26 protein-coding genes are annotated in these 23,642 nt (G+C 66.7%); 9 read left to right on the top strand and 17 right to left on the bottom strand.

Annotated features, from left to right (window positions below):
• Nucleotides 1–144: 144 nt before the first annotated feature.
• The 8 genes from BMZ25_RS00410 to BMZ25_RS00445 all read right to left on the bottom strand — a co-directional run bounded on the left by BMZ25_RS00410 (nucleotide 145) and on the right by BMZ25_RS00445 (nucleotide 8,600).
• Nucleotides 145–888: a helix-turn-helix transcriptional regulator gene (locus tag BMZ25_RS00410; protein ID WP_092686763.1), complete on the bottom strand. Its 744-nt coding sequence runs from the start codon at nucleotides 886–888 to the stop codon at nucleotides 145–147.
• A 262-nt stretch (nucleotides 889–1,150) separates the two neighbouring features.
• Nucleotides 1,151–1,837 carry a phosphate regulon transcriptional regulator PhoB gene (gene phoB, locus BMZ25_RS00415; protein ID WP_092686766.1) on the bottom strand — a complete coding sequence of 229 codons (687 nt, stop codon included), beginning with the start codon at nucleotides 1,835–1,837 and terminating at the stop codon, nucleotides 1,151–1,153.
• A complete protein-coding gene (gene phoU / locus BMZ25_RS00420) occupies nucleotides 1,834–2,550 on the bottom strand; it encodes a phosphate signaling complex protein PhoU (RefSeq protein WP_092686769.1) in 717 nt (238 codons plus the stop codon). Before phoU ends, phoB begins: the two co-directional genes overlap by 4 nt.
• 13 nt (nucleotides 2,551–2,563) lie before the next feature.
• The gene (pstB, locus tag BMZ25_RS00425; RefSeq protein WP_092686772.1) at nucleotides 2,564–3,379 is read right to left on the bottom strand and encodes a phosphate ABC transporter ATP-binding protein PstB; all 816 of its coding nucleotides are present in this window, start codon (nucleotides 3,377–3,379) and stop codon (nucleotides 2,564–2,566) included.
• A 10-nt stretch (nucleotides 3,380–3,389) separates the two neighbouring features.
• Complete coding sequence (pstA, locus tag BMZ25_RS00430; protein ID WP_092686775.1) at nucleotides 3,390–4,748, bottom strand: phosphate ABC transporter permease PstA; 1,359 nt, start codon at nucleotides 4,746–4,748, stop codon at nucleotides 3,390–3,392.
• The gene (gene pstC / locus BMZ25_RS00435) at nucleotides 4,745–6,232 is read right to left on the bottom strand and encodes a phosphate ABC transporter permease subunit PstC (RefSeq protein WP_092686778.1); all 1,488 of its coding nucleotides are present in this window, start codon (nucleotides 6,230–6,232) and stop codon (nucleotides 4,745–4,747) included. Before pstC ends, pstA begins: the two co-directional genes overlap by 4 nt.
• 124 nt (nucleotides 6,233–6,356) lie before the next feature.
• Nucleotides 6,357–7,406, bottom strand: coding sequence for a PstS family phosphate ABC transporter substrate-binding protein (locus BMZ25_RS00440; RefSeq protein WP_092686781.1), 1,050 nt, complete (start codon nucleotides 7,404–7,406; stop codon nucleotides 6,357–6,359).
• A 138-nt stretch (nucleotides 7,407–7,544) separates the two neighbouring features.
• Nucleotides 7,545–8,600 (bottom strand): ATP-binding protein, encoded by a 1,056-nt coding sequence (locus BMZ25_RS00445; RefSeq protein ID WP_092686783.1) that lies wholly within the window; start codon nucleotides 8,598–8,600, stop codon nucleotides 7,545–7,547.
• 161 nt (nucleotides 8,601–8,761) lie between these two features.
• Here BMZ25_RS00445 and BMZ25_RS00450 point away from each other — a divergent pair, with 161 nt between their 5' ends.
• A complete protein-coding gene (locus BMZ25_RS00450; RefSeq protein ID WP_092686786.1) occupies nucleotides 8,762–9,166 on the top strand; it encodes a hypothetical protein in 405 nt (134 codons plus the stop codon).
• Between the two features lie 5 nt (nucleotides 9,167–9,171).
• Here the strand turns inward: BMZ25_RS00450 and BMZ25_RS00455 are convergent, their stop codons facing one another.
• Nucleotides 9,172–10,350, bottom strand: coding sequence for a trans-sulfuration enzyme family protein (locus BMZ25_RS00455; RefSeq protein ID WP_092686789.1), 1,179 nt, complete (start codon nucleotides 10,348–10,350; stop codon nucleotides 9,172–9,174).
• 178 nt (nucleotides 10,351–10,528) lie between these two features.
• Between BMZ25_RS00455 and metA the strand changes: the two genes are divergently transcribed.
• Genes metA through BMZ25_RS00470 form a run of 3 tightly spaced genes read left to right on the top strand, consistent with a single transcriptional unit; the run spans nucleotide 10,529 to nucleotide 13,061 of the window.
• Nucleotides 10,529–11,446 (top strand): homoserine O-acetyltransferase MetA, encoded by a 918-nt coding sequence (gene metA, locus BMZ25_RS00460; protein WP_092686792.1) that lies wholly within the window; start codon nucleotides 10,529–10,531, stop codon nucleotides 11,444–11,446.
• On the top strand, nucleotides 11,436–12,404 hold the full coding sequence (locus BMZ25_RS00465) for an alpha/beta fold hydrolase (RefSeq protein ID WP_235859740.1): 969 nt from the start codon (nucleotides 11,436–11,438) through the stop codon (nucleotides 12,402–12,404). Before metA ends, BMZ25_RS00465 begins: the two co-directional genes overlap by 11 nt.
• Nucleotides 12,405–12,443: 39 nt before the next feature.
• Nucleotides 12,444–13,061 carry a TetR/AcrR family transcriptional regulator gene (locus BMZ25_RS00470; protein WP_092686798.1) on the top strand — a complete coding sequence of 206 codons (618 nt, stop codon included), beginning with the start codon at nucleotides 12,444–12,446 and terminating at the stop codon, nucleotides 13,059–13,061.
• A 12-nt stretch (nucleotides 13,062–13,073) separates the two neighbouring features.
• Here the strand turns inward: BMZ25_RS00470 and BMZ25_RS00475 are convergent, their stop codons facing one another.
• The gene (locus BMZ25_RS00475; RefSeq protein ID WP_092686801.1) at nucleotides 13,074–13,397 is read right to left on the bottom strand and encodes a hypothetical protein; all 324 of its coding nucleotides are present in this window, start codon (nucleotides 13,395–13,397) and stop codon (nucleotides 13,074–13,076) included.
• A gap of 117 nt (nucleotides 13,398–13,514) precedes the next feature.
• Here BMZ25_RS00475 and BMZ25_RS00480 point away from each other — a divergent pair, with 117 nt between their 5' ends.
• Nucleotides 13,515–14,516, top strand: coding sequence for an LLM class flavin-dependent oxidoreductase (locus BMZ25_RS00480; protein ID WP_092686804.1), 1,002 nt, complete (start codon nucleotides 13,515–13,517; stop codon nucleotides 14,514–14,516).
• Nucleotides 14,517–14,615: 99 nt separating this feature from the next.
• On the opposite strand, the gene BMZ25_RS00485 is transcribed toward BMZ25_RS00480, so the two are convergent.
• From BMZ25_RS00485 to BMZ25_RS00515, 7 genes are all read right to left on the bottom strand, one after another.
• Nucleotides 14,616–15,689 carry an ABC transporter ATP-binding protein gene (locus tag BMZ25_RS00485; RefSeq protein ID WP_092688126.1) on the bottom strand — a complete coding sequence of 358 codons (1,074 nt, stop codon included), beginning with the start codon at nucleotides 15,687–15,689 and terminating at the stop codon, nucleotides 14,616–14,618.
• Nucleotides 15,680–16,477 (bottom strand): ABC transporter permease, encoded by a 798-nt coding sequence (locus BMZ25_RS00490; RefSeq protein ID WP_092686807.1) that lies wholly within the window; start codon nucleotides 16,475–16,477, stop codon nucleotides 15,680–15,682. Before BMZ25_RS00490 ends, BMZ25_RS00485 begins: the two co-directional genes overlap by 10 nt.
• Complete coding sequence (locus BMZ25_RS00495) at nucleotides 16,474–17,361, bottom strand: ABC transporter permease (protein WP_092686809.1); 888 nt, start codon at nucleotides 17,359–17,361, stop codon at nucleotides 16,474–16,476. The genes BMZ25_RS00490 and BMZ25_RS00495 overlap by 4 nt, the downstream gene beginning before the upstream one ends.
• 73 nt (nucleotides 17,362–17,434) lie before the next feature.
• A complete protein-coding gene (locus tag BMZ25_RS00500; RefSeq protein ID WP_092686812.1) occupies nucleotides 17,435–18,952 on the bottom strand; it encodes a hypothetical protein in 1,518 nt (505 codons plus the stop codon).
• 97 nt (nucleotides 18,953–19,049) lie between these two features.
• Nucleotides 19,050–19,553: a 30S ribosomal protein S9 gene (gene rpsI, locus BMZ25_RS00505; protein ID WP_092686815.1), complete on the bottom strand. Its 504-nt coding sequence runs from the start codon at nucleotides 19,551–19,553 to the stop codon at nucleotides 19,050–19,052.
• 1 nt (nucleotide 19,554) lies between these two features.
• Nucleotides 19,555–20,016 (bottom strand): 50S ribosomal protein L13, encoded by a 462-nt coding sequence (gene rplM, locus BMZ25_RS00510; RefSeq protein WP_092686818.1) that lies wholly within the window; start codon nucleotides 20,014–20,016, stop codon nucleotides 19,555–19,557.
• Between the two features lie 167 nt (nucleotides 20,017–20,183).
• Complete coding sequence (locus BMZ25_RS00515; protein ID WP_177190341.1) at nucleotides 20,184–21,572, bottom strand: aminotransferase-like domain-containing protein; 1,389 nt, start codon at nucleotides 21,570–21,572, stop codon at nucleotides 20,184–20,186.
• Between the two features lie 91 nt (nucleotides 21,573–21,663).
• Between BMZ25_RS00515 and BMZ25_RS00520 the strand changes: the two genes are divergently transcribed.
• The 4 genes from BMZ25_RS00520 (at nucleotide 21,664) to BMZ25_RS00535 (ending at nucleotide 23,633) form a co-directional block, all read left to right on the top strand.
• The gene (locus tag BMZ25_RS00520; protein WP_143071470.1) at nucleotides 21,664–21,897 is read left to right on the top strand and encodes a DUF1127 domain-containing protein; all 234 of its coding nucleotides are present in this window, start codon (nucleotides 21,664–21,666) and stop codon (nucleotides 21,895–21,897) included.
• Between the two features lie 181 nt (nucleotides 21,898–22,078).
• Nucleotides 22,079–22,588: an adenosylmethionine decarboxylase gene (speD, locus tag BMZ25_RS00525; protein WP_092686824.1), complete on the top strand. Its 510-nt coding sequence runs from the start codon at nucleotides 22,079–22,081 to the stop codon at nucleotides 22,586–22,588.
• Nucleotides 22,589–22,819: 231 nt separating this feature from the next.
• Nucleotides 22,820–23,083, top strand: a complete 264-nt coding sequence (locus BMZ25_RS00530; RefSeq protein WP_092686827.1) for a PepSY domain-containing protein — start codon at nucleotides 22,820–22,822, stop codon at nucleotides 23,081–23,083.
• Nucleotides 23,084–23,108: 25 nt separating this feature from the next.
• Nucleotides 23,109–23,633 (top strand): cytochrome b/b6 domain-containing protein, encoded by a 525-nt coding sequence (locus tag BMZ25_RS00535; protein ID WP_092686830.1) that lies wholly within the window; start codon nucleotides 23,109–23,111, stop codon nucleotides 23,631–23,633.
• The last annotated feature ends 9 nt before the right edge of the window (nucleotides 23,634–23,642 follow it).

The raw sequence follows: 23,642 nt of genomic DNA on the forward strand, positions 1-23,642 counted from the left end.
GAAGTACGGAAATCCGTACCCGATGGCATTGGATTAATTTTCCGTTAATTCTTATGGCGTTAAGGACGGGCCATCACACGCTTGTGAAGCTTGCCACGCGGCGGTTGAGAGACTTCACGCTGCAGTTGCAGCATGTCGATCGAATTACTGCTGAAGCACGAAGATCTGGTTCTGAAACGACGCCTTCAGCACCGCCTGGGCGGTGGTATCGACGTCCAGCGTATCGCGCGCGAGGCGGAGGTGTTTTTCTACCGTCGCCGAGGTAAGCCCCATGATCTGCGCGATGTCCTGCGCGGTCTTGCCGTCTCGCACCCATTCGAGCACTTCGCGCTGCCGATCCGTGAGCGTCCGCGACGGGTTCTCGTACGGAAGGTTGATAACCTTGAGATGGGTGATCGTGTTGAGCGCGACGATTTCCCGGCCGTTCTGTGCCCAGACGGCGTCGACATCGTCCTGGGACAGGCCGCGGCGCGCGGTGAGCGCGATCGCACCCTTGTTCCGCACCGAAGCGTCACGGAAGGCGATGGAGTATCCGGCCACGACGTCATGCGAGCGGTTGAACTCCATCACCGCGCGCTCGGACTCGCTCATCGAATCCTCGTGGTCCCACATCCAGCGCCAGCTGCAGGCGCCGTTGTTCTGTGCGGCCCAGCGGACCATCGGCGCGTGAAAATAGAGTCCGCCTTTGACGAAGCGGTCGGTATAGGCGCTGTCGTGGTTGGACAGGATGAGGAAGTCGTCGGAGTCGCCGAAGCCTGTCGTGGTCCGGAAGCGCGTGAAGCCGTAGAGCAGGCGATCGAAGCCGTATTCGGCCATGGTCTCGGAGTGGATTGACCAGACGTCCTGCATCGTAACGGAATCGAGTAACCGTTCGACGGTCTTCAACATCACGCATACCCCGAATGGCTCGCCACACTGCGAAAAAGGCGCAGATCAATCCTGTCATACGCCTTTACGCAGGGGAACGAAAACTGTCCAGCCAAACCTGTCTTCCGATGGAAGCCTTACCGTTACATAATACAGATTATACGAGTCGCACCAATCCCTCGGCGCGCGCTACCCCCAAGTGTAATTATATCGAAAAACCAGATGTTTAGCTGCGTCCTCAGATCTCAACTACGATCCGCAGACCGCTCTACGAACCCATCGCCTAGCCCAAAGCGTATCCCGCGCCGCGCACCGTGCGGACCGGATCATCGCCGCCGTGCTGGCACAGCGCCTTGCGGAGCCGGCCGATATGGACGTCGACAGTGCGCGTGTCGACGTAGATGTCGCGGCCCCAGACTCGGTCTAGGAGTTGTTCGCGGCTCCAGACGCGGCCGGGCTTTTCCATGAAGGTGGCGAGCAGCCTGAACTCGGTCGGGCCCAGCTTCAGCCCATGGCCGTCGCGGCTGACCCGGTGGGTTTCGGCGTCGAGCAGGATATCCTCGTATTCCAGCTGCTGACCCACCGTCGCGGGCCGGGTCCGGCGCAGTTGCGTGCGAACCCTCGCCATAAGCTCGATCATCGAGTACGGCTTGGCGACATAGTCGTCGGCGCCGGTTTCGAGCCCGCGCACCTTGTCGACCTCTTCGCTACGTGCCGACAGCATGATGATCGGCACGCTCCGTGTATCCGGCCGCATCTTGAGCTGGCGGCAGACCTCGATTCCGGAGACGCCCGGCAGCATCCAGTCCAGCACGATGATGTCGGGGCACGCTTCGTCGATCAGCAAGAGCGCATCGTCTCCGCTTTCGGCCCGTTCCACCGAAAAGCCCTCGGCCTCGAGGTTGTAGGCCAGCACCTCACGCTGCGCCGGCTCGTCCTCCACGACCAGAACCCGCGGCCCGTCGCTCATTTCTCGGCCTCCACGCTTGCATAGGGCGTGCGGTCGCCCTTGGGGCGGTTCTCGTCCGGCATGTCGCCGGTGACCTGATAGATCACCTGCTCGGCGATCGAGGTGCAGTGGTCGCCCATCCGCTCGATGTTCTTGGCGATGAAATGCAGGTGCATGCAGGCCGTAATGTTGCGCGGGTCTTCCATCATGTGCGTCAGGAACTCGCGGAACAGCGCGTTGTACATCTGGTCGACATCCTGGTCACGCGCCCGGACATCGGCGGCCAGTTCCGCGTCGCGCTGAATATAGGCGTCGAGCGCGTCCTTCATCATCATCTCGACCTCGCGCGCCATGCGCCGAATCGAGCGCGCGGCCCCCTCCACCGGCTGCAGCTGAACCAGTACCGTCGTGCGCTTGGCCAGGTTCTTGGCGTAGTCGCCGCAGCGTTCGAGGTGGGTCGAGATCTTCATTACCGTCAGAACGGTCCGCAGATCCTTCGCCGCCGGCTGACGCAGCGCGATGACGCGGGCACATTCCTCGTTCACCGTCTGCTCGAGCTCGTCGATCAGCTTGTCGTTGCGGCGCACCTCGTCGGCAAGCTCGGTGTCACGCTCTTCCAGGGCCTTCGCGCTGGCCAGGATCGCGGCCTCGACCAAGCCGCCCATCTTCATGATGTGCGTTTGCACCTCCTCGAGATCGCGGTCCAGCCCGAGGGTGAAATCGTTTTCTGCCATTGAAACAGGCTCCTTAGCCGATCCGGCCCGTGATGTAGCTTTCGGTCCGCTCATCCTTGGGGTTTTTAAAAATCGTCTCGGTGTCATCGTACTCGACGAGGTTGCCGAGGTGGAAAAAGGCGGTCTTCTGGCTGACCCGGTGTGCCTGCTGCATCGAGTGGGTCACGATGACGACAGAGTAATTGCCCTTGAGCTCGCGGATCAGCTCTTCGACCTGGTCGGTAGCGATCGGGTCCAGCGCCGAGCACGGCTCGTCCATCAAGAGGATCTCGGGCTCGGTCGCGATGGCGCGGGCGATGCACAGGCGCTGCTGCTGGCCGCCGGACAGGCCCGTCCCCGGCAGTTGCAGCCGGTCCTTGACCTCGTTCCAGAGCGCGGCGCGGCGCAGCGATTTCTCGACGATGTCGTTCAGCTCGGACTTGTTCTTGGCCAGCCCGTGAATCTTGGGACCGTAGGCCACGTTGTCGTAGATCGACTTGGGGAACGGGTTCGGCTTCTGGAACACCATCCCGACCTTCGCGCGCAACTGCACCGGGTCGATCCGCTTGTCGTAGATGTCTTCGTCGTCGATGAGTATCTGCCCTTCGACGCGGGCGATCGGGATCGTGTCGTTCATCCGGTTGATGCAGCGCAGGAAGGTCGACTTGCCGCAGCCTGACGGCCCGATGAAGGCGGTGACGTTCCTGTCCTCGATGTCGACGTCCACGTCCTTGATGGCGTGGGTGTCGCCGTAATAGACCTGCACCTTCCGGGCCGAGACCTTGATCTGGTTGTTCGGCAGGTGCGAGGTCGTATCGCGATCGTTCCGAACTGCGGTTTCCTGGTTCATTTTCAGCTCCTTACCAGCGACGCTCGAAGCGACGGCGCAGGATGATGGCGAGCAGGTTCATGCTCAGTAGGAAGACGAGGAGGATGATGATCCCACCCCAGGCACGCTCGTAGAAGGCCGGATCGGCCCGCTTCGCCCATTCGTAGATCTGCGCCGGCATCGCCGAGTTCGGGTCGAGAAAACCCGACGCCACACCCTCGGGATAGTTCGAGGCGATGAAGCCCACCATCCCGATCAGCAGCAGCGGCGCCGTCTCGCCAAGGGCCTGCGCGAGACCGATGATCGTGCCGGTCAGGATTCCGGGCGCGGCCAGCGGCAGCACGTGGTGGAACACCGCCTGCATCGGCGATGCGCCCACGCCGAGCGCGGCGTCACGGATCGAGGGCGGCACCGACTTGAGCGAGGCGCGCGTGGAGATGATGATCGTCGGCAGCGTCATCAGCGTCAGGACGAGCCCCCCGACCAACGGCGCCGATTGCGGCAGTCCGGCGAACTGGATGAACGCCGCGAGGCCGAGGATACCGAAGACGATCGACGGCACGGCGGCCAGGTTCGAGATGTTCACCTCGATCAGGTCGGTGAACTTGTTCTTCGGCGCGAATTCTTCGAGATAGATCGACGCGGCGACGCCGATCGGCAATGCTAGGGCCAGCACTACCAGCATCATGAAGAACGACCCCAGCATCGAGGCGCCGATCCCGGCCTGCTCGGGCCGGTTGTCCGAGGCATCGGTGCCGAGGATGAAGTCCATGTTGAAGGTCCGGCTCACGACACCGGCCTCCTGAAGCTGATCCACGATGTCGAGATGGGCGGCGTCGAGGTTGCGGTCCCGCTCGAGGTCGGCACGCTCCACCCTGCCCTTCAGGTAGCCGTCGACGCGCGACGAGGCGAGCAGCCGGAACTCTTCGGTCTCGCCGATCAGGTCGGGGTTCGACACAACCCGCTGCCGCACCGTGTTTTCGGCCGACGAGGACAGCATCTTGGTCAGGTCCGAGGCCGACATATCGGTCTCGACGTCGGCCTCCTCCAGCGCCGACTGCAGGCCCTGCTGGATCAGCGGCGAATAGGCAAAGGTCATGACGCCCGAAATGTCCGCGGGGTCGCGGTTGCCCTCGGGGTCGAGGGTTTCCGCCTCGAGCGTGATCGGCACCGTCACATAGGTCTGCGTGAAGGCCGGCACGCCGTTGCGGACGATCGAAAAGACCAGCGCCGCAAGAAAGGCCAGGCCGATGCCGATGGCGATGATGCCGTAGGCCTTGAACCGTGTCTCTGCCGCGTTGCGCTTTTTCGTGCGCGCGTCCTTTTCCAGGAGCGAGCCCTTACTGCGCGACGCCGAAGCGTCCGCGATGGTGGCAGGCGCGTCCGTCATTCCAGTTCCTCGCGGTATTTGCGCACGATGTAGAGTGCGACGACGTTCAGCCCGAGCGTGAACACGAACAGCGTCATCCCGAGTGCGAAGGCGACCAGCGCCTCCGGTGAGTTGAAGTCGGCGTCGCCGGTCAGCTGGCTGACGATCTTGGCCGTCACGGTCGTCATCGACTCGAAGGGGTTGCCGCTGATTTGGGCCGCGGCCCCTGCCCCGAGCACCACGATCATCGTCTCGCCGATGGCGCGCGACGCGGCCAGCAGCACCGCGCCCACGATACCCGGCAGCGCGGCGGGCATCACTACCTGCCGCACGGTTTCCGAATGGGTCGCGCCCAGGCCGAGCGAGCCGTCACGCATCGCCTGCGGGACCGAGTTGATGATGTCGTCGCTGAGCGAACTGACGAACGGAATCAGCATGATCCCCATGACGAGGCCGGCGGTCATCACCGCGGTGCCGCCATCCATCCAGTCGACGCCCAGCCACCCGTCATCGCCGAAGGTGCTCACCAGAAGCGGACCGACGGTGAGCAGCGCGAACAGGCCGTAGACGATGGTCGGGATGCCGGCGAGGATCTCGAGCAGCGGCTTGGCGATGCCGCGCACAGGCTTGGAGGCGTACTCCGACAGGTAGATCGCCGCGAAAAGCCCGATCGGCACCGCCACGAGCAGCGCCACGAGCGAAATGTAGAACGTGCCCCACAACAGCGGCAGGATCCCCAGCTGCGAGGCACCGCCACGGCCGGTGAAGCTGGGCGACCAAGTGGTGCCGAAAAAGAAGTCCATCGCCGGATAGAGACGCAGGAACTCGATCGTGTTGAAGATCAGCGACAGGACGATCCCGATCGTCGTGAAGATCGCGAGGCACGCCGCCCCGATCAGCAGCGCCATCACGCCGTGCTCGACCGACTTGCGGGCGCGGAACTCCTTGGTCGTCTGCGACACCGCGTAGGCCGTGCCGGCGAGCGAGAGCAGCAGCACGAGCACCGTCTTGATCGCGCTGCCCACCGCCGAGATACGGTTGTAGCGTTGCGCGTTCTCCAGCGTCTCGGGCGCGATGTTGCCGGTAAGCGCGATGCCGGCGCCCGACACGGCCTCGCGCAGATCGTCGATGTCCATGCTCTGGGAGGCGCTGCGGGCGCGTTCGGCCGTGATGGCCCCGCGCTCGACCGCCGTTTCGAGCCCGGCCGCGAGACGCCGCACCTCGCTCATCGCCAACCCGCGCGAGCCGGCTTCCTGCATGCGGCTCTCCGAGATCGACTGCGACACCCAGGTGTCCACGACGATCGGCTGGACGACGGCCCAGGCCGCCAGCAGAAGCGCGGCAGGCACGAGCCCGGCGATGACGGCATGGACGCCGTAATAGTTCGGCAGCGAGTGAAGGTTGCGGGCGTCACCGTCGGCAGATCGCATCGCGCGGCCACGGCCCAGTACATAGCCGACCGCCGCGATGACGAGGAGGACGGGGAGGATCCAGTAGAACGGCATGTGGGCTCCGGAGGCGGGGACGAACCGTGCGGTCCGCCTTCAGGGTCGGGTGCCGAGGCGGCACCGCGAAGATATCGTTAGGATGAAGGGCGGCCCGCCGGGGGCCGCCCTTCCGCGAAAGGCCTCAGCCTTCCTGCGAGATGGTGGTCTCGTTCTCGATCTTCTGCTGGGTCTGCTCCAGCTCCGGATCGGGGACGAGGCCGTAGTTGGCGAGCGGGCCGCCCTGACCGGCAACCTGATCGGACACGAAGAACGAGGCGTATTCCTTCAGGCCCGGGATGACGCCCAGGTGCGCCTTCTTGATGTAGAAGTACAGCGGACGCGACACCGGGTATTCGCCCGAGGCGATGGTCTCGGTCGAGGGCTCGACGTCGGCCATCGTGGCGACCTTCAGCGAGTCGGTGTTGTTTTCGTAGAATGAAAGGCCAAAGACGCCGACGCCGTTCGGGTTGGCTTCGATCCGCGCCAGGGTCTCGGTGTAGTCGCCGTCGATGTCGACCGACTGGCCGTCGGTGCGCACGCCGATGCAGGCCTCTTCGGCTTCGTCTTCCGACATGCCCATGTCGTTGACCATGGTGTCGTAGGCGCCCGACTCTTCGCAGCCGACGAGCAGGACGTTCTCTTCGAACACCTCACGGGTGCCGTGACGCGTGCCGGGGATGAAGGTCAGGATTTCGACGTCGGGCAGCGCCTCGTCGACCTCGGTCCAGGTGGTGTTGGGGTTGGAGACCATCTCGCCGTCCTGCGGCAGCTCGGCGGCCAGTGCGTTGTACCACTGCTCTTGGGTAAAGGCGTCGAACGCGGGGCCGTCGATCTGGCTGGCAAAGACGATGCCGTCATAGCCGATGCGGACTTCGATGATCTCGTCCACACCGTTCGAGGCGCAGGTCTCGACTTCGCTGTCACGGATCGCGCGGCTGGCATTGGCGATGTCGATGGTGTTCTCGCCGACGCCTTCGCAGAAACGCGACAGGCCGGCCGAGGAGCCGCCCGATTCGACCACCGGAGTCGGGTAGTCGAAGTTCTCGCCGAACGCTTCGGCCACGATCGAGGCGTAGGGCAGCACCGTCGACGAACCGGCGACCTGCACGTTGTCGCGGCTCTGCGCGGCAGCGGCCGTCGCCGAAACGGCGGCGATCGCCAGCGCGGAGGCGGTCGATTTCGCAAAGGACATGAAACTCTCCTGATTCTGTTTCAGACCGCGTCGGATGCGATCCATGAGCGCGTGCTAGGCGTCCGCTGCTGAGCTTTTGTGACAGCGATGTAACAGCTGTATGACACATGGCGGATCGTGGCCCGCACAGACCCGACGTCAAGGAAATGCGTCGCCCATAGGTAGAACAACCCGGAACGCGCTTCCCTCGCCGAGTGTGCTGTCCACCCTGAGACGCCCGCGATGGCGATTCACGATGTGCTTCACGATGGCCAGCCCGAGCCCGGTTCCGCCCATCTCGCGCGAGCGGTGCGAATCCACCCGGTAGAACCGTTCGGTGAGCCGCGGAATGTGCAGCGCGTCGATGCCCTCGCCCTCGTCAATGACCGACACCCGCACCGCCGGCCCCCGCAAGGCCGGGTCGCGCGGGTCGACGCGGGCGTGCACCGTGACCGTTCCGCCGGCGGGGCCGTATTTCAGCGCGTTCTCGACGAGATTGGTGAACACCTGCTTAAGCTGATCGCTGTCGCCCGGGATTCCGATCGGCTCGTCGAATCCCTCGAGCACGATCTGCGCGCCCCGATCTTCGGCCATCGAGGCCAGAACGCTCTGCACTGAGCGGATTAGCGCCGCCAGGTCCAGCCGGTCCGTCGGGCGCAATCTCTCGTCCGCCTCGACACGGCTCAGCGACAGCAGATCGCTGACCAAGCGGTTCATCCGCGTCGCCTCCTTCTCCATGATCGACAGGAACCGGTCCCGCGCCACCGCATCATCCTTGGCCGCACCCTTCAGCGTTTCGATGAACCCGAGCAGAGCGGTCAGCGGCGTGCGCAGTTCGTGGCTGACATTGGCGACGAAATCGCGCCGCATCTGCCCGGCCTCATGCATCGGGGTAACATCCTCGAACGACAACAGCACACCCTCGGCCTCCCCCAGGGAAACAAGGGCCGCGGCCGCGTCCCACGTCGTGTCCCGACCGCGATCCGTCAGAAGGTACTGCGCGGTGCCGCGGCGCGTCCGGCGCTTGAGCACCTGCTCGACGCAGTCCAGGATCGAGGGCTGCCGCAGCGCGGTGATGTAGTGCCGCCCGACGAGGTTCGGGCCGAACAGCGCGCGCGCCGGTTCGTTGGCCGCGGCGATACGCTCGTCGTTCGAAATGGCCAGTGCCGGGCGGGAAAGGCCGGTCAGCACCGTGCCGAGATCAGTGAGGTCCATTCGGGGTCGTCTCGGTTTCTGAAGTGAATGCCATAGAATCGCGCCAATTCCGGCCTAGAGTTTTCAGGAAGACGGGAATTGCAATACTGGCATCACATCGTATCATCATCGGAATATGATCTGGCGCTCAAGAGTTGCGAGTGCGGGCAAAAGGGGCTCGAATGGTCGCCAACAAGCTTCGTAACATGGCTGCGGCCACCCGTTCGGCACGGCGCGAGCCGACACCGGACTCGGTCGTGCTGTGCGTCGGTGAACTCACGACGCTGCGCGCCTCGGGCAGCGCCCCGCGCGAGCCCGACCAGTTTGTCTTTGCCGAGATTCACGAGGTGGGCGATTGGATGCACGCCGAAATGACACCCGAGCTGGTGCTGTCGCCGCTGCTGACACCGCGGTTCGACTGCGTGGACCTTGCACATCTGCTGCATCACCACGGGTATCGCGGCCGCTACCGCGTCCTCAGCGACGGCCTGCCGAATCCCGGCCTCGTCTGTGGCGAGATCCGGGCGCAGTGTCCGGGGCTGGATTTCGACATCGTCACCCTTCCGGCGAACACCCGCCTGTCCTGATCCCATCAGCCTTGTGACGCGGCGATCGCCGTGGCGAACTCGGCACAGAGCAGCTCGGCCGGTTCGACCCCGACAGACACGCGGAACGTGCCCTCTCCGATCCCCAGCGCGGCCCGCGCCTCGGGCGTCAGCGCCCGGTGCGACGACGTCGCTGGATGGCTGAGTGTGGTTCCGATATCGCCCAGCGTCGGCGCGAAGGGGATGTTCTCGGCGGCTTCGACCAGCGCGTTGGCGGCAACGCGGCCGCCTTCGATCCCGAACGTCACCATGTGCCCGCCGCGCGAACCCAGCAGCCTTCGGGCTGTGGCGTGGTCGGGATGGTCCGGGCGCTGCGGATAGAGAACGCCCGTCACCCCCGGCAGCGTCGCGATGTGATCGGCCAGGGTCGCGGCGTTCGACTCGGCCCGGTCGTAGCGCAGCTCGAATGAATGCAGCCCCCGCTCGGCGAGCCAGCAGTCGAACGGGCTGGCCGTCAGCCCGGCGGTCACGGCGAAATCGCGGATCGGGCCGCGCAGTTCGGGATCGCGCGCGGCAACATAGCCCAGCGTCGCGTCGGAGTGGCCGGCGAGCATCTTCGTGACCGAGTGGATGACGATGTCGGCCCCGTGCGCGAACGGCTTGAACGCGCGCGGCGTCGTGAAGGTGTTGTCGATCACCAGAAGTGCACCGTGGCGCGCGGCAATCGCCGCGACGGCGTCGATGTCGCAGACCCGCAGCGTCGGGTTCGACACGACCTCCAGCAGGACCATCCGTGTCTCGGGCCGCATCGCGGCGGCGATCGCATCGGGGTCCGTCGGGTCGGCCAGGGTTGTCTCGACTCCCAGCCGCGGCAGATCCTCCGCCAACATCCTGAGCGACCGTCCATAGAGCTGATCGCCAGCGACCACGTGATCGCCCGCGCGGCACAGGCCCAGCATCACCGCCGTCACGCTGGCCATGCCCGACGCGGTGACGAGCCCCCCCTCCGCGCCCTCGAGCGCGTCGATCTTCTGCGCCAACACGGCCGCGTTGGGGTGTCCTTCCCGCGCGTAGGTATAGCCCTCGGTCCGGCGCTCGTACTGCGCGTCCAGCGCATCGGGACTGTGCGAGGCATAGACCACGGAGGGTTGCAGCGGCGTCGCGACCGGCCGGCTGACACTTTCGGGCCAGGGGGTGCGGCGCACGGAGGTCTTGGGATCGCTCATCTCGGTCCTTTCGTGGCGGCGGGCCGGCGCCCTGCCCTGCGGCCTCGGGATAACGCCGCCAGCCCCGCTGCGCCACACCACATTTGCCGGACGATCCGGCAGTGTCCCGGCCCGCCTCTGGCAAATCGGTCCGATCCGGTCTATCTCACCGGTTCCCGACACTGTCCGGATAACACCAATGCCGATCACCCTTCCCTCGGATTTGCCAGCCTACGGAGTTCTCTCGACCGAAGGCGTGATGGTGATGGCCGAGATGGACGCGGCGCGGCAGGACATCCGGCCGCTGAAGATCGGGCTGCTCAACCTGATGCCGAAGAAGATCCAGACCGAGACGCAGTTCGCGCGTTTGATCGGGGCGACCCCGCTGCAGATCGACCTGCACCTGATCCGCATGTCCGAGCATCAGACCCGCAACACCGCGGCCGAGCACATGGAGGCGTTCTACCGCCCCTTCCAGGACGTGAAGGACGAGTATTTCGACGGCCTCATCATCACCGGCGCCCCGATCGAGCATCTTCCCTTCGAAGAGGTGACCTATTGGGACGAGCTGGTCGAGGTGATGAACTGGACGCAGACGCACGTCCATTCGACCTTCGGCGTGTGCTGGGGCGGCATGGCAATGCTGAACCACTTCCACGGGATCGAGAAGCACCTGCTGCCGGCCAAGGCGTTCGGCTGCTTCCGGCACGTGAACCTGCAACCGCAAAGTCCCTACCTGCGCGGCTTTTCGGACGATTTCGTGATTCCCGTCAGCCGCTGGACCGAGATCCGGCAGGAGGACATCGAGGCGACGCCGCACCTCGTCACCCTGCTCGGCAGCTATCAGACGGGCCCCTGCCTGGTGGAGGATGCGGCCCATCACGCGCTCTACATCTTCAATCACTTCGAATACGACAGCGATACGATCAAGCAGGAGTACGACCGAGATGTCGCCCAGGGCCGGCCCGTGTCCCTGCCTGTGAACTATTACCCCGAGGACGATCCGTCGAAGACGCCGCGGAACCGCTGGCGCAGCCATGCCCACCTTCTATATGGCAACTGGATCAATCAAATATACCAGACGACATCGTATGAACCTGCCGAAATTGGCTTCTAGCCTCCTGCTCGCGGCGACGGCGCTGACCGGCTGCGGGGCACTGGTCGATTCCCGCGCCGACCGGCGCGAGGCCGCCGCAGTCGCGGCCTATCCGCCCGAGGGTCAGTTCCTCGAGGTCGACGGCAGGCGCGTCCATTACGTGCAAGAGGGCTCGGGACCGGACCTCGTGCTGCTTCACGGGGCCTCGGGCAACACCCGCGACTTCACCTTCTCCTTCGTCGAGCGCGTGAGCGACGATTACCGTGTCACCGTCTTCGACCGTCCAGGGCTGGGCTATACCGACCGGATCGACGCGCGCTTCGGCGGCGCCTTCAACACCGAGGCCGAGACGCCGCGCGAACAGGCGGTCTTCCTGAACAAGGCGGCGCGGCAACTGGGAATCGAGAACGAGATCGTCCTGGGCCAGTCCTATGGCGGCGCGGTCGCGATGGCCTGGGGGCTCGAGGCGGATCCGGCGGCGCTGGTCATCGTGTCGGGCGCGACGATGCCGTGGAAGGGCCAGCTCGGCGCGCTCTACGGTCTGACGGCCTCGCCGCTGGGGGGCGCGGGCTTCGTGCCTCTGCTGACGGCCTTCGCCGGCGAGACTCAGGTGCGTGGCGCGGTCGAGACGATCTTCGAACCGCAAGATGTGCCGGAGGGCTACCTTGAGTATGTCGGCTGGCCGCTGAGCCTGCGCCGCGAGAGCTTTCGCGCCAACGCGCGGCAGGTGAACTCGCTCAAGCCCGCGATCATCGAGCAGTCGGCGCAGTACCGGTCGCTCACGATGCCGATCGAGGTGGTCCACGGAACAGAGGACGACGTGGTGCCCGACTTCGTCCACGCCGAGAACCTCGCTTCTTGGGTCGAGAGCGCGCAGTATACGCCCCTGCCCGGCATCGGGCACATGGCGCATCAGGTTGCCGGGCCAGAGGTCGTCACGGCCATCGACCGCGCGGCGGCCCGGGCCGGGATCCGGTGAGGGCTGGCATGGGTCGGAACCACGGCCGGACGGGGCGACATGGCTAAGCGCGGCTATCATCACGGCAACCTCAGACAGGCGCTGGTCGACGCCGCTCTCGGCCTGATCGAGGAGAAGGGCCCCGCCGGTTTCACGCTGAGCGAGGCGGCCAAGCAGGCCGGCGTCACCCCCGCGGCCGTCTATCGGCATTTCGAGGGACGCGAGGACCTGATCGCCGAGGCGGCGCGGCAGGGCTACGAGATCTTCGCCGACCTGCTGGACTATGCCTATGCCTCGGGCAAGCCGTCGGCGCTGGCCGCGTTCGAGGCGACAGGCCGGGCCTATCTCGCCTTCGCCAACCGGTATCCGGGCCATTACGTCGCGATGTTCGAAAGCGGCATCTCGATCCACCGCACGCCCGATCTGCACGCGGTGGCGACACGCGCGCTCGGCGTTCTGGAACAGGCGGCGACGGAACTGTCGCAACATATCCCGCCCGAGAAGCGCCCGCCGCCGCAGATGTTCGCGGCCCATGTCTGGGCGATGAGCCACGGGGTGGTCGAGCTGTTCGCGCGCGGTTCTCCCGGCACCAAGTCCCCCTTCCCGCCCGAGGACCTGCTGGAAAGCGGGATCGGCATCTACCTGCGCGGTCTGGGACTGGTCCCGCCCGACGACTGAGCGTCGCTGCAGTCAGTCCTCGTCGGCCAGCCGGCCCGTCCTGCCGCGCCGGAAACGCGCGGGCATCTTGCGCCGGATCCAGATCGCGCCACGGACCACCGTCGGCCGCAGCATCGGCAGATCGTAGGCCAGCAGCAGCAAACCCAGCGGCAGCATCCAGAGCCCCAGCACCGGAAGGATGCTGAAGATGCCGCCCAGCACCAGCGCAACCCCGAGCGGGATGCGCAGCCAGCGGCGCCGCGGCCCCGCCATGGTGCGGATCGGCCGGCGCGCGGCCGGGACGGCGCGCCCCAGCGCGTCGACCTGGCGATGCAGACGCCGTTCGTTCTTGTCCATGCCTGCTCCTCTGTCATCCCGTGAGGGGACGCTACACAGATGGCGGTTTCCCCGGACCTCTTCCATAGAGCGCGGAAAATGACCACCTGTTCCGCCAGAAGAAGAAGGACAGTCGCCATGCGTTATTCCGTACTCGATCTCGCCCCGGTGCCCGAGGGCTCGGACGCCGCCAGCGCCATCGCCGACAGCGTGACCCTGGCCCGCCGCGCAGAGGAGTTGGGCTATCACCGTTTCTGGATGGCCGAGCATCACAACATGCCCGGTATCGCCAGCGCCGCCACCTCGGTGCTGCTGGGCCATGTCGCCGACGCGACGCGCAGCATCCGCGTCGGCGCCGGCGGCGTCATGCTGCCGAACCACGCGCCGCTGGCCATCGCCGAGCAGTTCGGCACGCTGGCGACGATCCATCCCGGCCGTATCGACCTTGGTCTCGGCCGCGCGCCGGGGGGCGACATGGCCGTGGCCAAGGCGCTGCGGCGCAACCTGAACCAGGCCGACAGCTTTCCCGACGACGTGGCCGAGCTGATCGACTATCTCGGCCCCGCCCGTCCCGGCGCCGCCGTGCGCGCCTTGCCCGGCGAAGGCACCGGCGTGCCGATCTGGATGCTGGGCTCGTCGCTCTATGGTGCGCAGCTCGCGGCGCATCTGGGCCTGCCCTATGCCTTTGCCTCGCATTTCGCACCGGACGCGCTGGAACAGGCGATCGAGGTCTACCGCACGCGGTTCCGCCCCTCGGCGCAGCTCGAGACGCCGTATTTCATGCTGGCGGCGAACGTCTTTGCCGGCAAGAGCGACGCCGAAGGGTACTACCTGCGCAGCTCGATGCAGCAGGCCTTTGCCCAACTCCGGATGGGCCGGCCCGGCAAGCTGCCGCGCCCGGTCGAGGACATCGACACCACCATCGGCGCGGGCGTGCGCCGGGCCGTCGATCACGCGCTGCGGATCTCGGCGACCGGCGGGCCCGAGACCGTGCACCGGGAACTCGCGGAGCTGGTCGACATCTATGCCCCGGACGAGGTGATCCTGACGAGTCAGATCCACGACCCCGCGGCACGGCGGCGCTCGTTCGAGATCGCGGCCGACGCGCTGTCGCGGATCGGTCAGAGCGCGGCGGCGTGACCTGAATGAGGCGCCTGCGGCGCCACGCGATGTCTGCGCCGCCCTCCGGGCGACGCGGCCTCCGGCGGGGATATTTTCCGGGACCAAAGAGGATCGAGTTCAGGGAAAGATAACGAGCGAGCGGGCGTCCCAGGCGACGCGGGCCGCGTCGCCCCGCTCGAGCACGGCGCGGCCGGGGAGGTTCTTCATCGAGATCGTGACCTCGGCATCGGTGCCGTCGAGCGCGACGTCGTAATAGGTCATGTCGCCATAATAGGTGCGCTCGGTGACGGCGCCGTGGGCGAGCTGGCGGTCGGTGTCTTCGCCTGGCGCAAGGAGCGACAGGAGTTCGGGCCGTATGCCCACTGAGACGTCGCCGTCGGCGCGTCCCGCGGGGCACTGGTCGTCCTCGACGCTGGCCCGGCCGAGGCCCGCCACGGTGACCTCGGCGCCGGCGATTCGGCCGGGCAGAAAGGACATCATGCCGATGAACTGCGCCACCTGGCGGCTCACCGGTCGCCGGTAGAGGGTCTGCGGATCGGCGAGCTGCGCGATCCGGCCCTCGAACATCACCGCGATCCGGTCCGACATGATCAGCGCCTCTTCCTGGTCGTGGGTCACCAGGATGAAGGTGATGCCGACGGAGCGCTGCAGGCGGCGGAGCTCGGCCTGCATCTGTTCGCGCAGCTTCTTGTCCAACGCCGAGAGCGGCTCGTCCAGCAGCAGGACCTTGGGCTTGAGGATGAGAGCGCGGGCGAGCGCCACGCGCTGCCGCTGGCCGCCGGAGAGCGCGTTGGCCTTGCGGGCGCCGTAGCCGGCCAGCCCGACCATGCCCAGAGCCTCCTCGACGGCGGCGGCCTTTTCGCCGCGCGACATCGCCGCGCGGCGCAGGCCGAAGCCCACGTTCTCGGCGACGCTCAGATGGGGGAAAATGGCGTAGGATTGGAACACCATGTTGGTCGGCCGGCGGTTGGCCGGCACGCCCTCCATGTCGCGCCCCGACAGCAGCACGGTGCCCTCGGAGACGTCCTCGAACCCGGCGATGACGCGCAGGAGCGTGGTCTTGCCGCAGCCCGAGGGCCCCAGCAGCGAGAAGAACTCTCCGCCCGCGATCTCGAGGTCGATGCCGCGCAGGGCGTGGTAGTCGCCGAAATGCTTCTGCACGCCGGACAGGGAGATGATGCTCACACGAATCCTCCGGTATCCTTCGCGCCGGTCCGGGCGAGGCCGCGGCGGCGGAACAGTTCGGCGACGCTCAGCAGCAGGACCGAAAGCGCCACGAGTATGGTGCCGAGGGCCATGACCACCGGGATCTTCTGGGGAAAGCGCAGCTGCCCCCAGAGATAGACCGGCAGCGTCGGCTCGGTTCCGGTCAGGAAGAAGGCGATGATGAACTCGTCCAGGCTGATCGTGAACGAGATCAGGAGCGACGAGACGATGCCCGGCATCACCAGCGGCAGCGTCACCAGGCGGAACGTGGCCCAGCGGCTTTCGCCCAGGTCGTAGCTTGCCTCTTCGAGGGCGGGATCGAAATTGTTGAAGGACGACCCCAGGATCGCCACCGCGAAGGGCGTGCAGAGGAGCGTGTGCCCCAGCACAACCGTCCAGGGCCCGAGCGGCAGGCCGAGCGCCAGCAGCACCACCAGGAGCGCGACCGCGACGATGATCTCGGGCAGGACCAGAGGCAGCATGATGAAGCCGGTCACCGGGCGCTTGCCGGGAAAGGCGTAGCGTGCCCCGGCGCGCGCGGTGCAGAGCCCCAGCAGCGTCGCCAGCAGCGCCGAGGACACCGCCACGACCAGCGACGTCTGCACCGAGCGGATCAGCGCCGGCGTCTCCGGGATCGCGCGGAACCACTCGGTCGTGAAGCCCGACAGCGGGAAGGCGATTACCGTGGCGTCGTTGAACGCGAAGATCGGGAGGAGCACGATCGGCGCGTAGAGGAATACCAGGTAGAGAATGGCATAGACGCGCAGGGTCATCGCGGGCCGCTCCACCGGCGCGAGAGCGCAACGAAGACGAGCGAGATGGCGCTGACGACCAGCATCGCGATGACCGCGAGCGTCGCCCCCATCGGCGCGTTGTTGAGCCGCAGGAACTGGGTCTGGATCATGTTGGCGATCATCAGGCCGTCGGGGCCGCCCACGAGGCGCGGCGTCACGTAGTCGCCGATCGTCGGGATGAAGACGATCAGCGCGGCGGCGACGACGCCGGGCAGCGCGAGGGGGAAGGTCACGCGCCAGAACGCGCCGAAGCGGCTTTCGCCCAGGTCCCGCGCCGCCTCCAGCAGCGACCGGTCGATCCGCTCGAGGCTGACGAAGATCGGCAGGATGGCGAAGGGCGCGAAGGCGTGGGCGAGCGTGATGACGACCGCGTTGGGATTGTAGAGGATGAACGACAGCGGCTCGTCGATCAGGCCGAGGGTCTGGAGCGAGGTGTTGAGCACGCCGTTGAAGCCCAGGATCACCTTCCAGAGGAAGGCGCGGATCAGGTAGCTCGTCCAGAACGGGATCGTCACCAGGAAGATCCAAAGCGCCTTGTGCCGGTCCGCGACCTTGAACGAGATGAAATAGGCAAGCGGAAAGGCCAGCACGACCGTCGCGATCGTCACCGCGCCCGAGATCAGCACCGAGCGGAGCATCAGTTCACGGTAGATCGGCTCGGTCACCGCCGCCCGATAGTTGGCCCAGGTGAAGGTGCGGTCGATTTCCAGGTAGTCCTGCGACCAGAAGCTGAACGCGACGACCGCCGCCAGCGGCACCGCCAGCAGCGCGAGCGCGAACAACGCCGCTGGGCTGACGAGAAGGAGGCCCGACGCGCTGTCGCTGCGGGTCCAGCGCCGGAATCGTGTCCAAGTGGTGGCCAATGTGGCGCGGTCCCCGTTCCCTGCCGTTTCCGGACGATGACCCGGCTCTGCGCCGGTGGCAAGTCCCTGCCCTTCAGCCGAGGGCCTGCGCGATGGCGTTTGTCGCGGCGATGCACTCTGCCTCGGCGAAGCCGTCCATTTCGTAGTAGCTGCGGAAATACCGCTCGTTGCTGGGATTGATGCAGCCGGGCATGGCCACCTCGGACGCGCGGGTCACGAGCCAGTCGCGCACCGCGCCGCGCGGCTGCGGTATCTCGGCCAGGATCGCAGCGAGATCGGCGCCCTGCCCGACACGGTGCACATTGGGACAGCCCTCGAACCAGGGATGGCCGAAGATCAGGCCCGGCCGGCCGAGGCAGGCGGACTCGATCACCGCGGTGCCGGTGATGGCGGCCGTGGCGCGGGCGTTGGTGATGAGGGCGGTCGAGGGCGTCTCGTTCGGCGCGATGTGAAGCCCCTCGATCTGACGGATCACCCGGTAGAATCCCGGCGAACGGCCGAGAAAGCCGCGCATGGCGGCCGAGAGCTGCGAGGGATGCTCCTTGACGACGATGCCAATGTCGTCCGGCAGCAGCGCCCGCAGTACCGACAGGGCCCGGATCTGGTCGTGGAACACGCCGCCGTCCGGGTTGGTGGTGCGTTCGGGCTCGTAGTGGAGCGGGACATAGACGTAATCGGCGGGCAGGTCGGTGCCAATCGCCGCGTCGAGCCTGTCGGCGAGGCGCGTGCGGCGAGCCGCGATCGTGCGCTTGCGGTCTCCGAGGGCCGCGCGCGGCAGCCGGTCCTCGGTGAAGAGATTGTCGCTGGCATGGGGCGGGTCGATGTCGATTGCATAGCGCCGGCCAAGGACACGGCCCAGGGGCCGCAATGCGAGGCGGAGAGGCGCCGTCAGCGCGCGCATGCGGCGGTCACGGCGGGCGATGCGGGCGGCGCGGTCACGCTGCTGCGCCATGTAGCGCGGCTCGATCGCGGCGGCATCGTCGAAGCGGCCGACGAAGGCGTCGGCCTCCTGCCCGATCCGGTCGCGCAAGTGTTCGCGCAGTGCGCCGTCGGGGGCCGGCAGGATCGGGCCGTCATAGTCGCGGCGCAGCATCATCAGCGGCATGATCGACCAGCCGGCAAAGCACAGCACATCCCGCCCGAGCCACCGCATGACGTGCTCGATCACCAGCTGCAGCGGCTGGTGCGGCGGCTCGGACATCACCAGGGCGTCGGGGTCGTGCCGTTCCACCAGGGCCAGCGCCCAGAGGACCAGCCCGTCGAACAGCGCGGCACGGGTGACGCCGCGCTGCTCTCCGGTCCAGTCGACACGGTCCATCAGCTTGATCGCATGGTCGCGGGCGCGGTCGTGCTCGGCGCTGGTCCAGAACCCGGCATGGGTGCCACGCCAGAGCGGCGCGCCCGAAAGGGAGCCCGCGCGCGACGGCATCACCGGGACGACCTCGCAATCGGGGAAGGTCTCGCGCGCCGTGGCGTCGTGGCGGGGATCGCCCAGCCAGGCGACGGGGGTGGCCACGCCCTGCTCTTCCAGCGAGCGGGCGAGGTCGAACCACATGCGGCGGCCGGTAGGGAAATAGAAGATCCGCTTCATCGCGGGCGTTACATCGCGCGGAGACCGGCGGCGCAACGAAAAAAGCGCGGCCCCGCAGGGGGGCCGCGCCTCGAAAGCGTGGTCCGTGAGTGGTGAATCAGCGCTTCGAGAACTGGAAGCTGCGGCGGGCCTTGGCGCGGCCGTACTTCTTCCGCTCGACGGTCCGGCTGTCGCGCGTGAGGAAGCCGGCGGCCTTCAGCGGCGGACGCAGCGCGGGGTCGTAGTATTGCAGCGCGCGGCTGATGCCGTGCTTGACCGCGCCGGCCTGGCCCGACAGGCCACCGCCGCGCACGGTCGCGTAGACGTCGAACTGGCCCGACACGCCGGCCACGTCGAACGGCTGGCGCAGGATCATCTGCAGCACCGGACGCGCGAAGTAGGCGTTCATTTCCTTGCCGTTGACGGTGATCTTGCCCGAGCCCGGCTTGACCCAGACGCGCGCCGTGGCGTCCTTCCGGCGGCCGGTGGCATAGGAGCGGCCCAGCTCGTCGCGGACCGGCTCACGCGGGGTCTCGAGCTCGGCCATCGTGCCCTGCACGCCGCCGATGTCGTCGCTGACGGCTTCGTTCAGCTCGTCGAGGGATTTGATCTGATCGGCCATATCAGGCGCTCCGGGTGTTCTTGGGGTTCAGAGGCTTGACGTCGAGCACTTCGGGCTGCTGGGCCTCGTGGGGATGCTCGGCGCCGGCATAGACGCGCAGATTGGTCATCAGCTCGCGGCTGAGCTTGTTGCCCGGCAGCATCCGCTTGACGGCCTGCATCACCACGCGCTCGGGATGCGGACCTTCGAGGATCTGCTCGGTCGTGCGCGACTTGATGCCGCCCGGATAGCCGGTGTGCCAGTAGTTCGGGTTCTGGCGCTTCTTGCCCGTCAGCTGCACCTTGTCGGCGTTGATGACGATGACGTTGTCGCCCATGTCGATCGACGGCGTGAAGCTGGGCTTGTGCTTGCCGCGCAGGCGCATGGCGATGATCGAGGCGAGGCGACCGAGAACGATGCCCTCGGCATCGATCAGGATCCACTTCTTCTCGATATCCGCCGGGGTGGCGGTGAAGGTTTTCATGGCTCTCATCCTGTGAGTCGAAATTCCGGTGCCGCGCCGGGGTCCGCCCGGTGCGAGGGATGGAGGTGTTTCGCGTATTTCGAACCCGCAGTCAATCGCGACATTTGGATATTTATGGCGCCAAATCAGTACGTTAAAAATATGGTATCATTATACCCCATGCCAAGTCAGACTTCCACCTCCCCCGGCGGCTCTTTCAACAGCCCCGCCAGCGTCTCCAGCGCCGTGCGGAAGGTCGGCTCGCCCATCGGCCCGTTCAGCGAAAGCCGCACCGCGTTGGGCGCGCGGCCGTCGACCAGTGCGAACAGATCCGCCGGCTTGACGAGGATCCCGCGACGCTCGGCCGCGCGTGCGAAGGTCGAGGCCCGCCACCCGCGGGGCATCTTTACCCAGACGAACGGCACCGTGTCGCGCGACAGGACATCGTGGCCGTCCAGCGCATCGCGCGCGATGCGCACGCGCTCCGCCGTGACGCGCCGGACCCCGTCGCGGATCGCGTCCGCCCGCCCGCTTTCCATCAGGCGCCGGCACAGATCGACGGCGGGCCGCGGCAGGCCGAAGAACTGCTGTTGCGCGGTGGAGGTGGCGCGCGGGCCGTATCCCTTGGGCGCGATCAGCCCGCCGAAGCGCAGCGCCGGGCTGACCGACTTGGACATCGACGCGACGTGCCAGCCCCGCTCGGGCGCAAGGGCGCGGTAGCCGGGGAACGACTGGCGTCCGACGGAAAACGAGTCATCGTCGACGATGTGCATGTCATGGGCCCGCGCGATCTCGACGATGCGGGCGCGACGCTCGGGCGGGGTGCGGATCGTGGTCGGATTGTGCCCCTCGGCGCTGGTGCACAGTATCGCGGGCCCGTGCCGGCGGCACAGCACCTCCAGCGCGTCCGGCATCAGCCCGTCTCCATCCATCGGCACGCCCACGACGTCGGCCCCGACGAGCCCCGCCGCGTTGCGGAAACCGGGATAGGCCAGCTCTTCGGTGAAGACGACCGAGCGCGCGCCGCGCGACAGCGTCTGCAGCGCCATGGTGACGCCGTGCTGAGCCCCGCCGCAAAGGACGACATCCTCGGCCCAGGCCGGGCCCACATCGATGTCGCCCAGCCAGCGCAGGAACGCCTGGATCGTCGCCAGGTCGTCGCCGCGCGTGGGATAGGTCAGAAGGTCCGAGCCGCCCTCCAGCAGTTCCTCCTGGCAAGCGCGAATCGCCGCGGCCTGACCGACATCAGGCACGAGACTGGTGCTGAGATTGACCTGCCCCGCGCTGCTTTCGGTGAGGATGTACGGCGGCTCTGCAATGCGGCGGTTCGCGGGGGCGACAAACGTGCCCCGTCCGACCTCGGCCCGCAGCACGCCCTCGTCCGTCAAAAGGCCATAGGCCCGCGACACGGTGCCCGGCGTGATCCCAAGCCGGTGCGCCAACGCGCGAACCGTGGGCAGCCGCGACTCCGCGGCGAGCGACCCGTCCTCGACGGCGGCGCGGATGGCATCGGTCAGCGCGAGGTACTTGGGCCGACGGGTCTCGGCCAGTTTCGGCGCCCATATTGTATCGGTCACAATGTTTTCCTTCCCGGCCACCGACCGCGATTGTACCCATTACCCATACACAGTCAGCAATATTGTATCAATACAAAGCGAGGACGCCGCCATGTCGTCTCAAGCCGCCCCGTTCGCCTTTCGCGCCGACCCGCCATCGGGCTTTGCACCCTATCGGCGCCCGGCCCGCCGGATGCCGTGGATCGTGCGGCTGGTGCTGACATGGGACGCGCGGCACCGGACGAGGCGGCACCTCGCCGCCCTGCCCGAGCCGTTGCTGCACGACGCAGGCCTGACGTGTGAGATGGCGCTGGCAGAGGCCGCAAAGCCGTTCTGGACGGCATGAAATTGCGGCGCTTCGGCCACGCCGCCAGGTCACGAAAGATTTGCGAAAAATAGGGGTTGCGCCGACTCGGGCGTATCCTTAGGTGCCGCTCACGACCGGGACCGATCCCAACTTCGCCGAGACAGGTGGGGGGGCGCTAAGGACCCACGGATTCAATCTACTGGCTAGAAGGGGATGTGCCATGGACGGTGCTCACCTCTTCCAACTGGGGATCGGTCTGGAGACAGGCGCCCATGCGGAAGATTCCCGCAGCTCTCAAGCTGCGCCCGACGTCACCCGCGACGTGTTCGACGACACCCGCGATGATCACTTCATCCGCCGCGACGGCCGTGTCTTTGCCGGGACGCACCTCATCATCGAGGTGGTCGACGGCACCGGGCTCGACGACGAGGCCCGCATCCAGCAGGCGTTCCGCGACTGCGTGGACGAGTGTGGCGCGACGCTGCTGCACATCCACACGCACAAGTTCTCGCCCCAGGGCGTGAGCGGCGTGGCGGTGCTGGCCGAGTCGCACATCTCGGTCCACACGTGGCCGGAAATCGGCTATGGCGCCTTCGACGTGTTCATGTGCGGCGATGCCGAGCCGTGGCGCGCGGTCGGCGTGCTGAGCGCGGCGTTCGACACCCCCGACGTGCGCGTCAAGGAACTGTTGAGGGGCGATGGCTTGGTCGCCGAGTCCGAAGCGGCCTGACACGACCGACATTCGCAGGACATTTCCAAGGGGCCGCATCGCGGCCCCTTTTTTCGTTCCGGATCGATCACTTGGGGCAATCTGAACCGAAGTTGCAGGCAAATGAACCGGCGTCGCAGCCCGCGCCCCCTGCCACCGGGGTGCAATTCGAATGGCCCTCTCGGCATGTCAGGTCGGGGCTGTCGCCGCACGACGCGGCGCACGGTCACAGACACTGAAAGGGACCTTCTCATGCGCAAGACCATCACCGCTTTCGGCCTCGCGTCCGCCTTGCTGCTTCCCGCCGGATTGGCACTCGCCAGCGATGACGGCGTGACGCTCGACGACGCGACACGCGCGCGGATCGAAACCATGCTGACCGAGCAGGGCTACGAGGTCGCCAAGATCAAGACCGAAGACGGGCTCTACGAGGCCTACGCGAAGAAGGACGGCAAGCGGATGGAGATCTTCCTCGACGCCGACCTCTCGATCGTGCGCACCGACGTCGACGAGTGATCCCATCAAGCTGCAGGAGACGGAGATGACCCATCTCAAGGTCTGGGATCCCTTCGTGCGGTTCTTTCACTGGTCAGTCGTGGCGCTGTTCACCGCGAACTCGCTGTTCGTGGACGACGACGGCGCGCTGCACCAATGGTTCGGCTACGCGATCGGTGCGCTCGTCCTCGTGCGAATCCTCTGGGGCATCGTCGGCCCGCACTACGCCCGCTTCCGGAGCTTTCCGCCAAGCCCCGCGGGCATTCGCGGGCAGCTGACGGACATCGCGACCGGCCGGCCGCGCATCCATGCCGGCCATACGCCTCTAGGCGCACTGATGATCTACAACCTGCTGCTCACGCTGCTCGTCATCGTGATCTCGGGGTACCTGATGACGACGGACGCCTTCTGGGGCACCGAATGGACGGAAGGCCTGCACGAGGCGGCCGTCACGTGGGCTGAGATCTCGGTGCTGGCCCATGTCGCGGCCGTGCTGTTCGAAAGCGTTCGCATCCGAGTGAATCTTCCAAGGGCGATGGTGACCGGCTACAAGAAGCTGCCGGAACGGTAACGAGGGCGG

It is taken from the genome of Tranquillimonas rosea (genome assembly GCF_900111315.1).
GTDB lineage: Bacteria > Pseudomonadota > Alphaproteobacteria > Rhodobacterales > Rhodobacteraceae > Tranquillimonas > Tranquillimonas rosea.

What these genes read in the sequence shown, in the direction of transcription:
- BMZ25_RS00410 (WP_092686763.1), bottom strand. Translation starts at nt 888, where the DNA reads ATGTTGAAGACCGTCGAACGGTTACTCGATTCCGTTACGATGCAGGAC.
- phoB (WP_092686766.1), bottom strand. Translation starts at nt 1,837, where the DNA reads ATGAGCGACGGGCCGCGGGTTCTGGTCGTGGAGGACGAGCCGGCGCAG.
- phoU (WP_092686769.1), bottom strand. Translation starts at nt 2,550, where the DNA reads ATGGCAGAAAACGATTTCACCCTCGGGCTGGACCGCGATCTCGAGGAG.
- pstB (WP_092686772.1), bottom strand. Translation starts at nt 3,379, where the DNA reads ATGAACCAGGAAACCGCAGTTCGGAACGATCGCGATACGACCTCGCAC.
- pstA (WP_092686775.1), bottom strand. Translation starts at nt 4,748, where the DNA reads ATGACGGACGCGCCTGCCACCATCGCGGACGCTTCGGCGTCGCGCAGT.
- pstC (WP_092686778.1), bottom strand. Translation starts at nt 6,232, where the DNA reads ATGCCGTTCTACTGGATCCTCCCCGTCCTCCTCGTCATCGCGGCGGTC.
- BMZ25_RS00440 (WP_092686781.1), bottom strand. Translation starts at nt 7,406, where the DNA reads ATGTCCTTTGCGAAATCGACCGCCTCCGCGCTGGCGATCGCCGCCGTT.
- BMZ25_RS00445 (WP_092686783.1), bottom strand. Translation starts at nt 8,600, where the DNA reads ATGGACCTCACTGATCTCGGCACGGTGCTGACCGGCCTTTCCCGCCCG.
- BMZ25_RS00450 (WP_092686786.1), top strand. Translation starts at nt 8,762, where the DNA reads ATGGTCGCCAACAAGCTTCGTAACATGGCTGCGGCCACCCGTTCGGCA.
- BMZ25_RS00455 (WP_092686789.1), bottom strand. Translation starts at nt 10,350, where the DNA reads ATGAGCGATCCCAAGACCTCCGTGCGCCGCACCCCCTGGCCCGAAAGT.
- metA (WP_092686792.1), top strand. Translation starts at nt 10,529, where the DNA reads ATGCCGATCACCCTTCCCTCGGATTTGCCAGCCTACGGAGTTCTCTCG.
- BMZ25_RS00470 (WP_092686798.1), top strand. Translation starts at nt 12,444, where the DNA reads ATGGCTAAGCGCGGCTATCATCACGGCAACCTCAGACAGGCGCTGGTC.
- BMZ25_RS00475 (WP_092686801.1), bottom strand. Translation starts at nt 13,397, where the DNA reads ATGGACAAGAACGAACGGCGTCTGCATCGCCAGGTCGACGCGCTGGGG.
- BMZ25_RS00480 (WP_092686804.1), top strand. Translation starts at nt 13,515, where the DNA reads ATGCGTTATTCCGTACTCGATCTCGCCCCGGTGCCCGAGGGCTCGGAC.
- BMZ25_RS00490 (WP_092686807.1), bottom strand. Translation starts at nt 16,477, where the DNA reads ATGACCCTGCGCGTCTATGCCATTCTCTACCTGGTATTCCTCTACGCG.
- BMZ25_RS00500 (WP_092686812.1), bottom strand. Translation starts at nt 18,952, where the DNA reads ATGAAGCGGATCTTCTATTTCCCTACCGGCCGCCGCATGTGGTTCGAC.
- rpsI (WP_092686815.1), bottom strand. Translation starts at nt 19,553, where the DNA reads ATGGCCGATCAGATCAAATCCCTCGACGAGCTGAACGAAGCCGTCAGC.
- rplM (WP_092686818.1), bottom strand. Translation starts at nt 20,016, where the DNA reads ATGAAAACCTTCACCGCCACCCCGGCGGATATCGAGAAGAAGTGGATC.
- BMZ25_RS00520 (WP_143071470.1), top strand. Translation starts at nt 21,664, where the DNA reads ATGTCGTCTCAAGCCGCCCCGTTCGCCTTTCGCGCCGACCCGCCATCG.
- speD (WP_092686824.1), top strand. Translation starts at nt 22,079, where the DNA reads ATGGACGGTGCTCACCTCTTCCAACTGGGGATCGGTCTGGAGACAGGC.
- BMZ25_RS00530 (WP_092686827.1), top strand. Translation starts at nt 22,820, where the DNA reads ATGCGCAAGACCATCACCGCTTTCGGCCTCGCGTCCGCCTTGCTGCTT.
- BMZ25_RS00535 (WP_092686830.1), top strand. Translation starts at nt 23,109, where the DNA reads ATGACCCATCTCAAGGTCTGGGATCCCTTCGTGCGGTTCTTTCACTGG.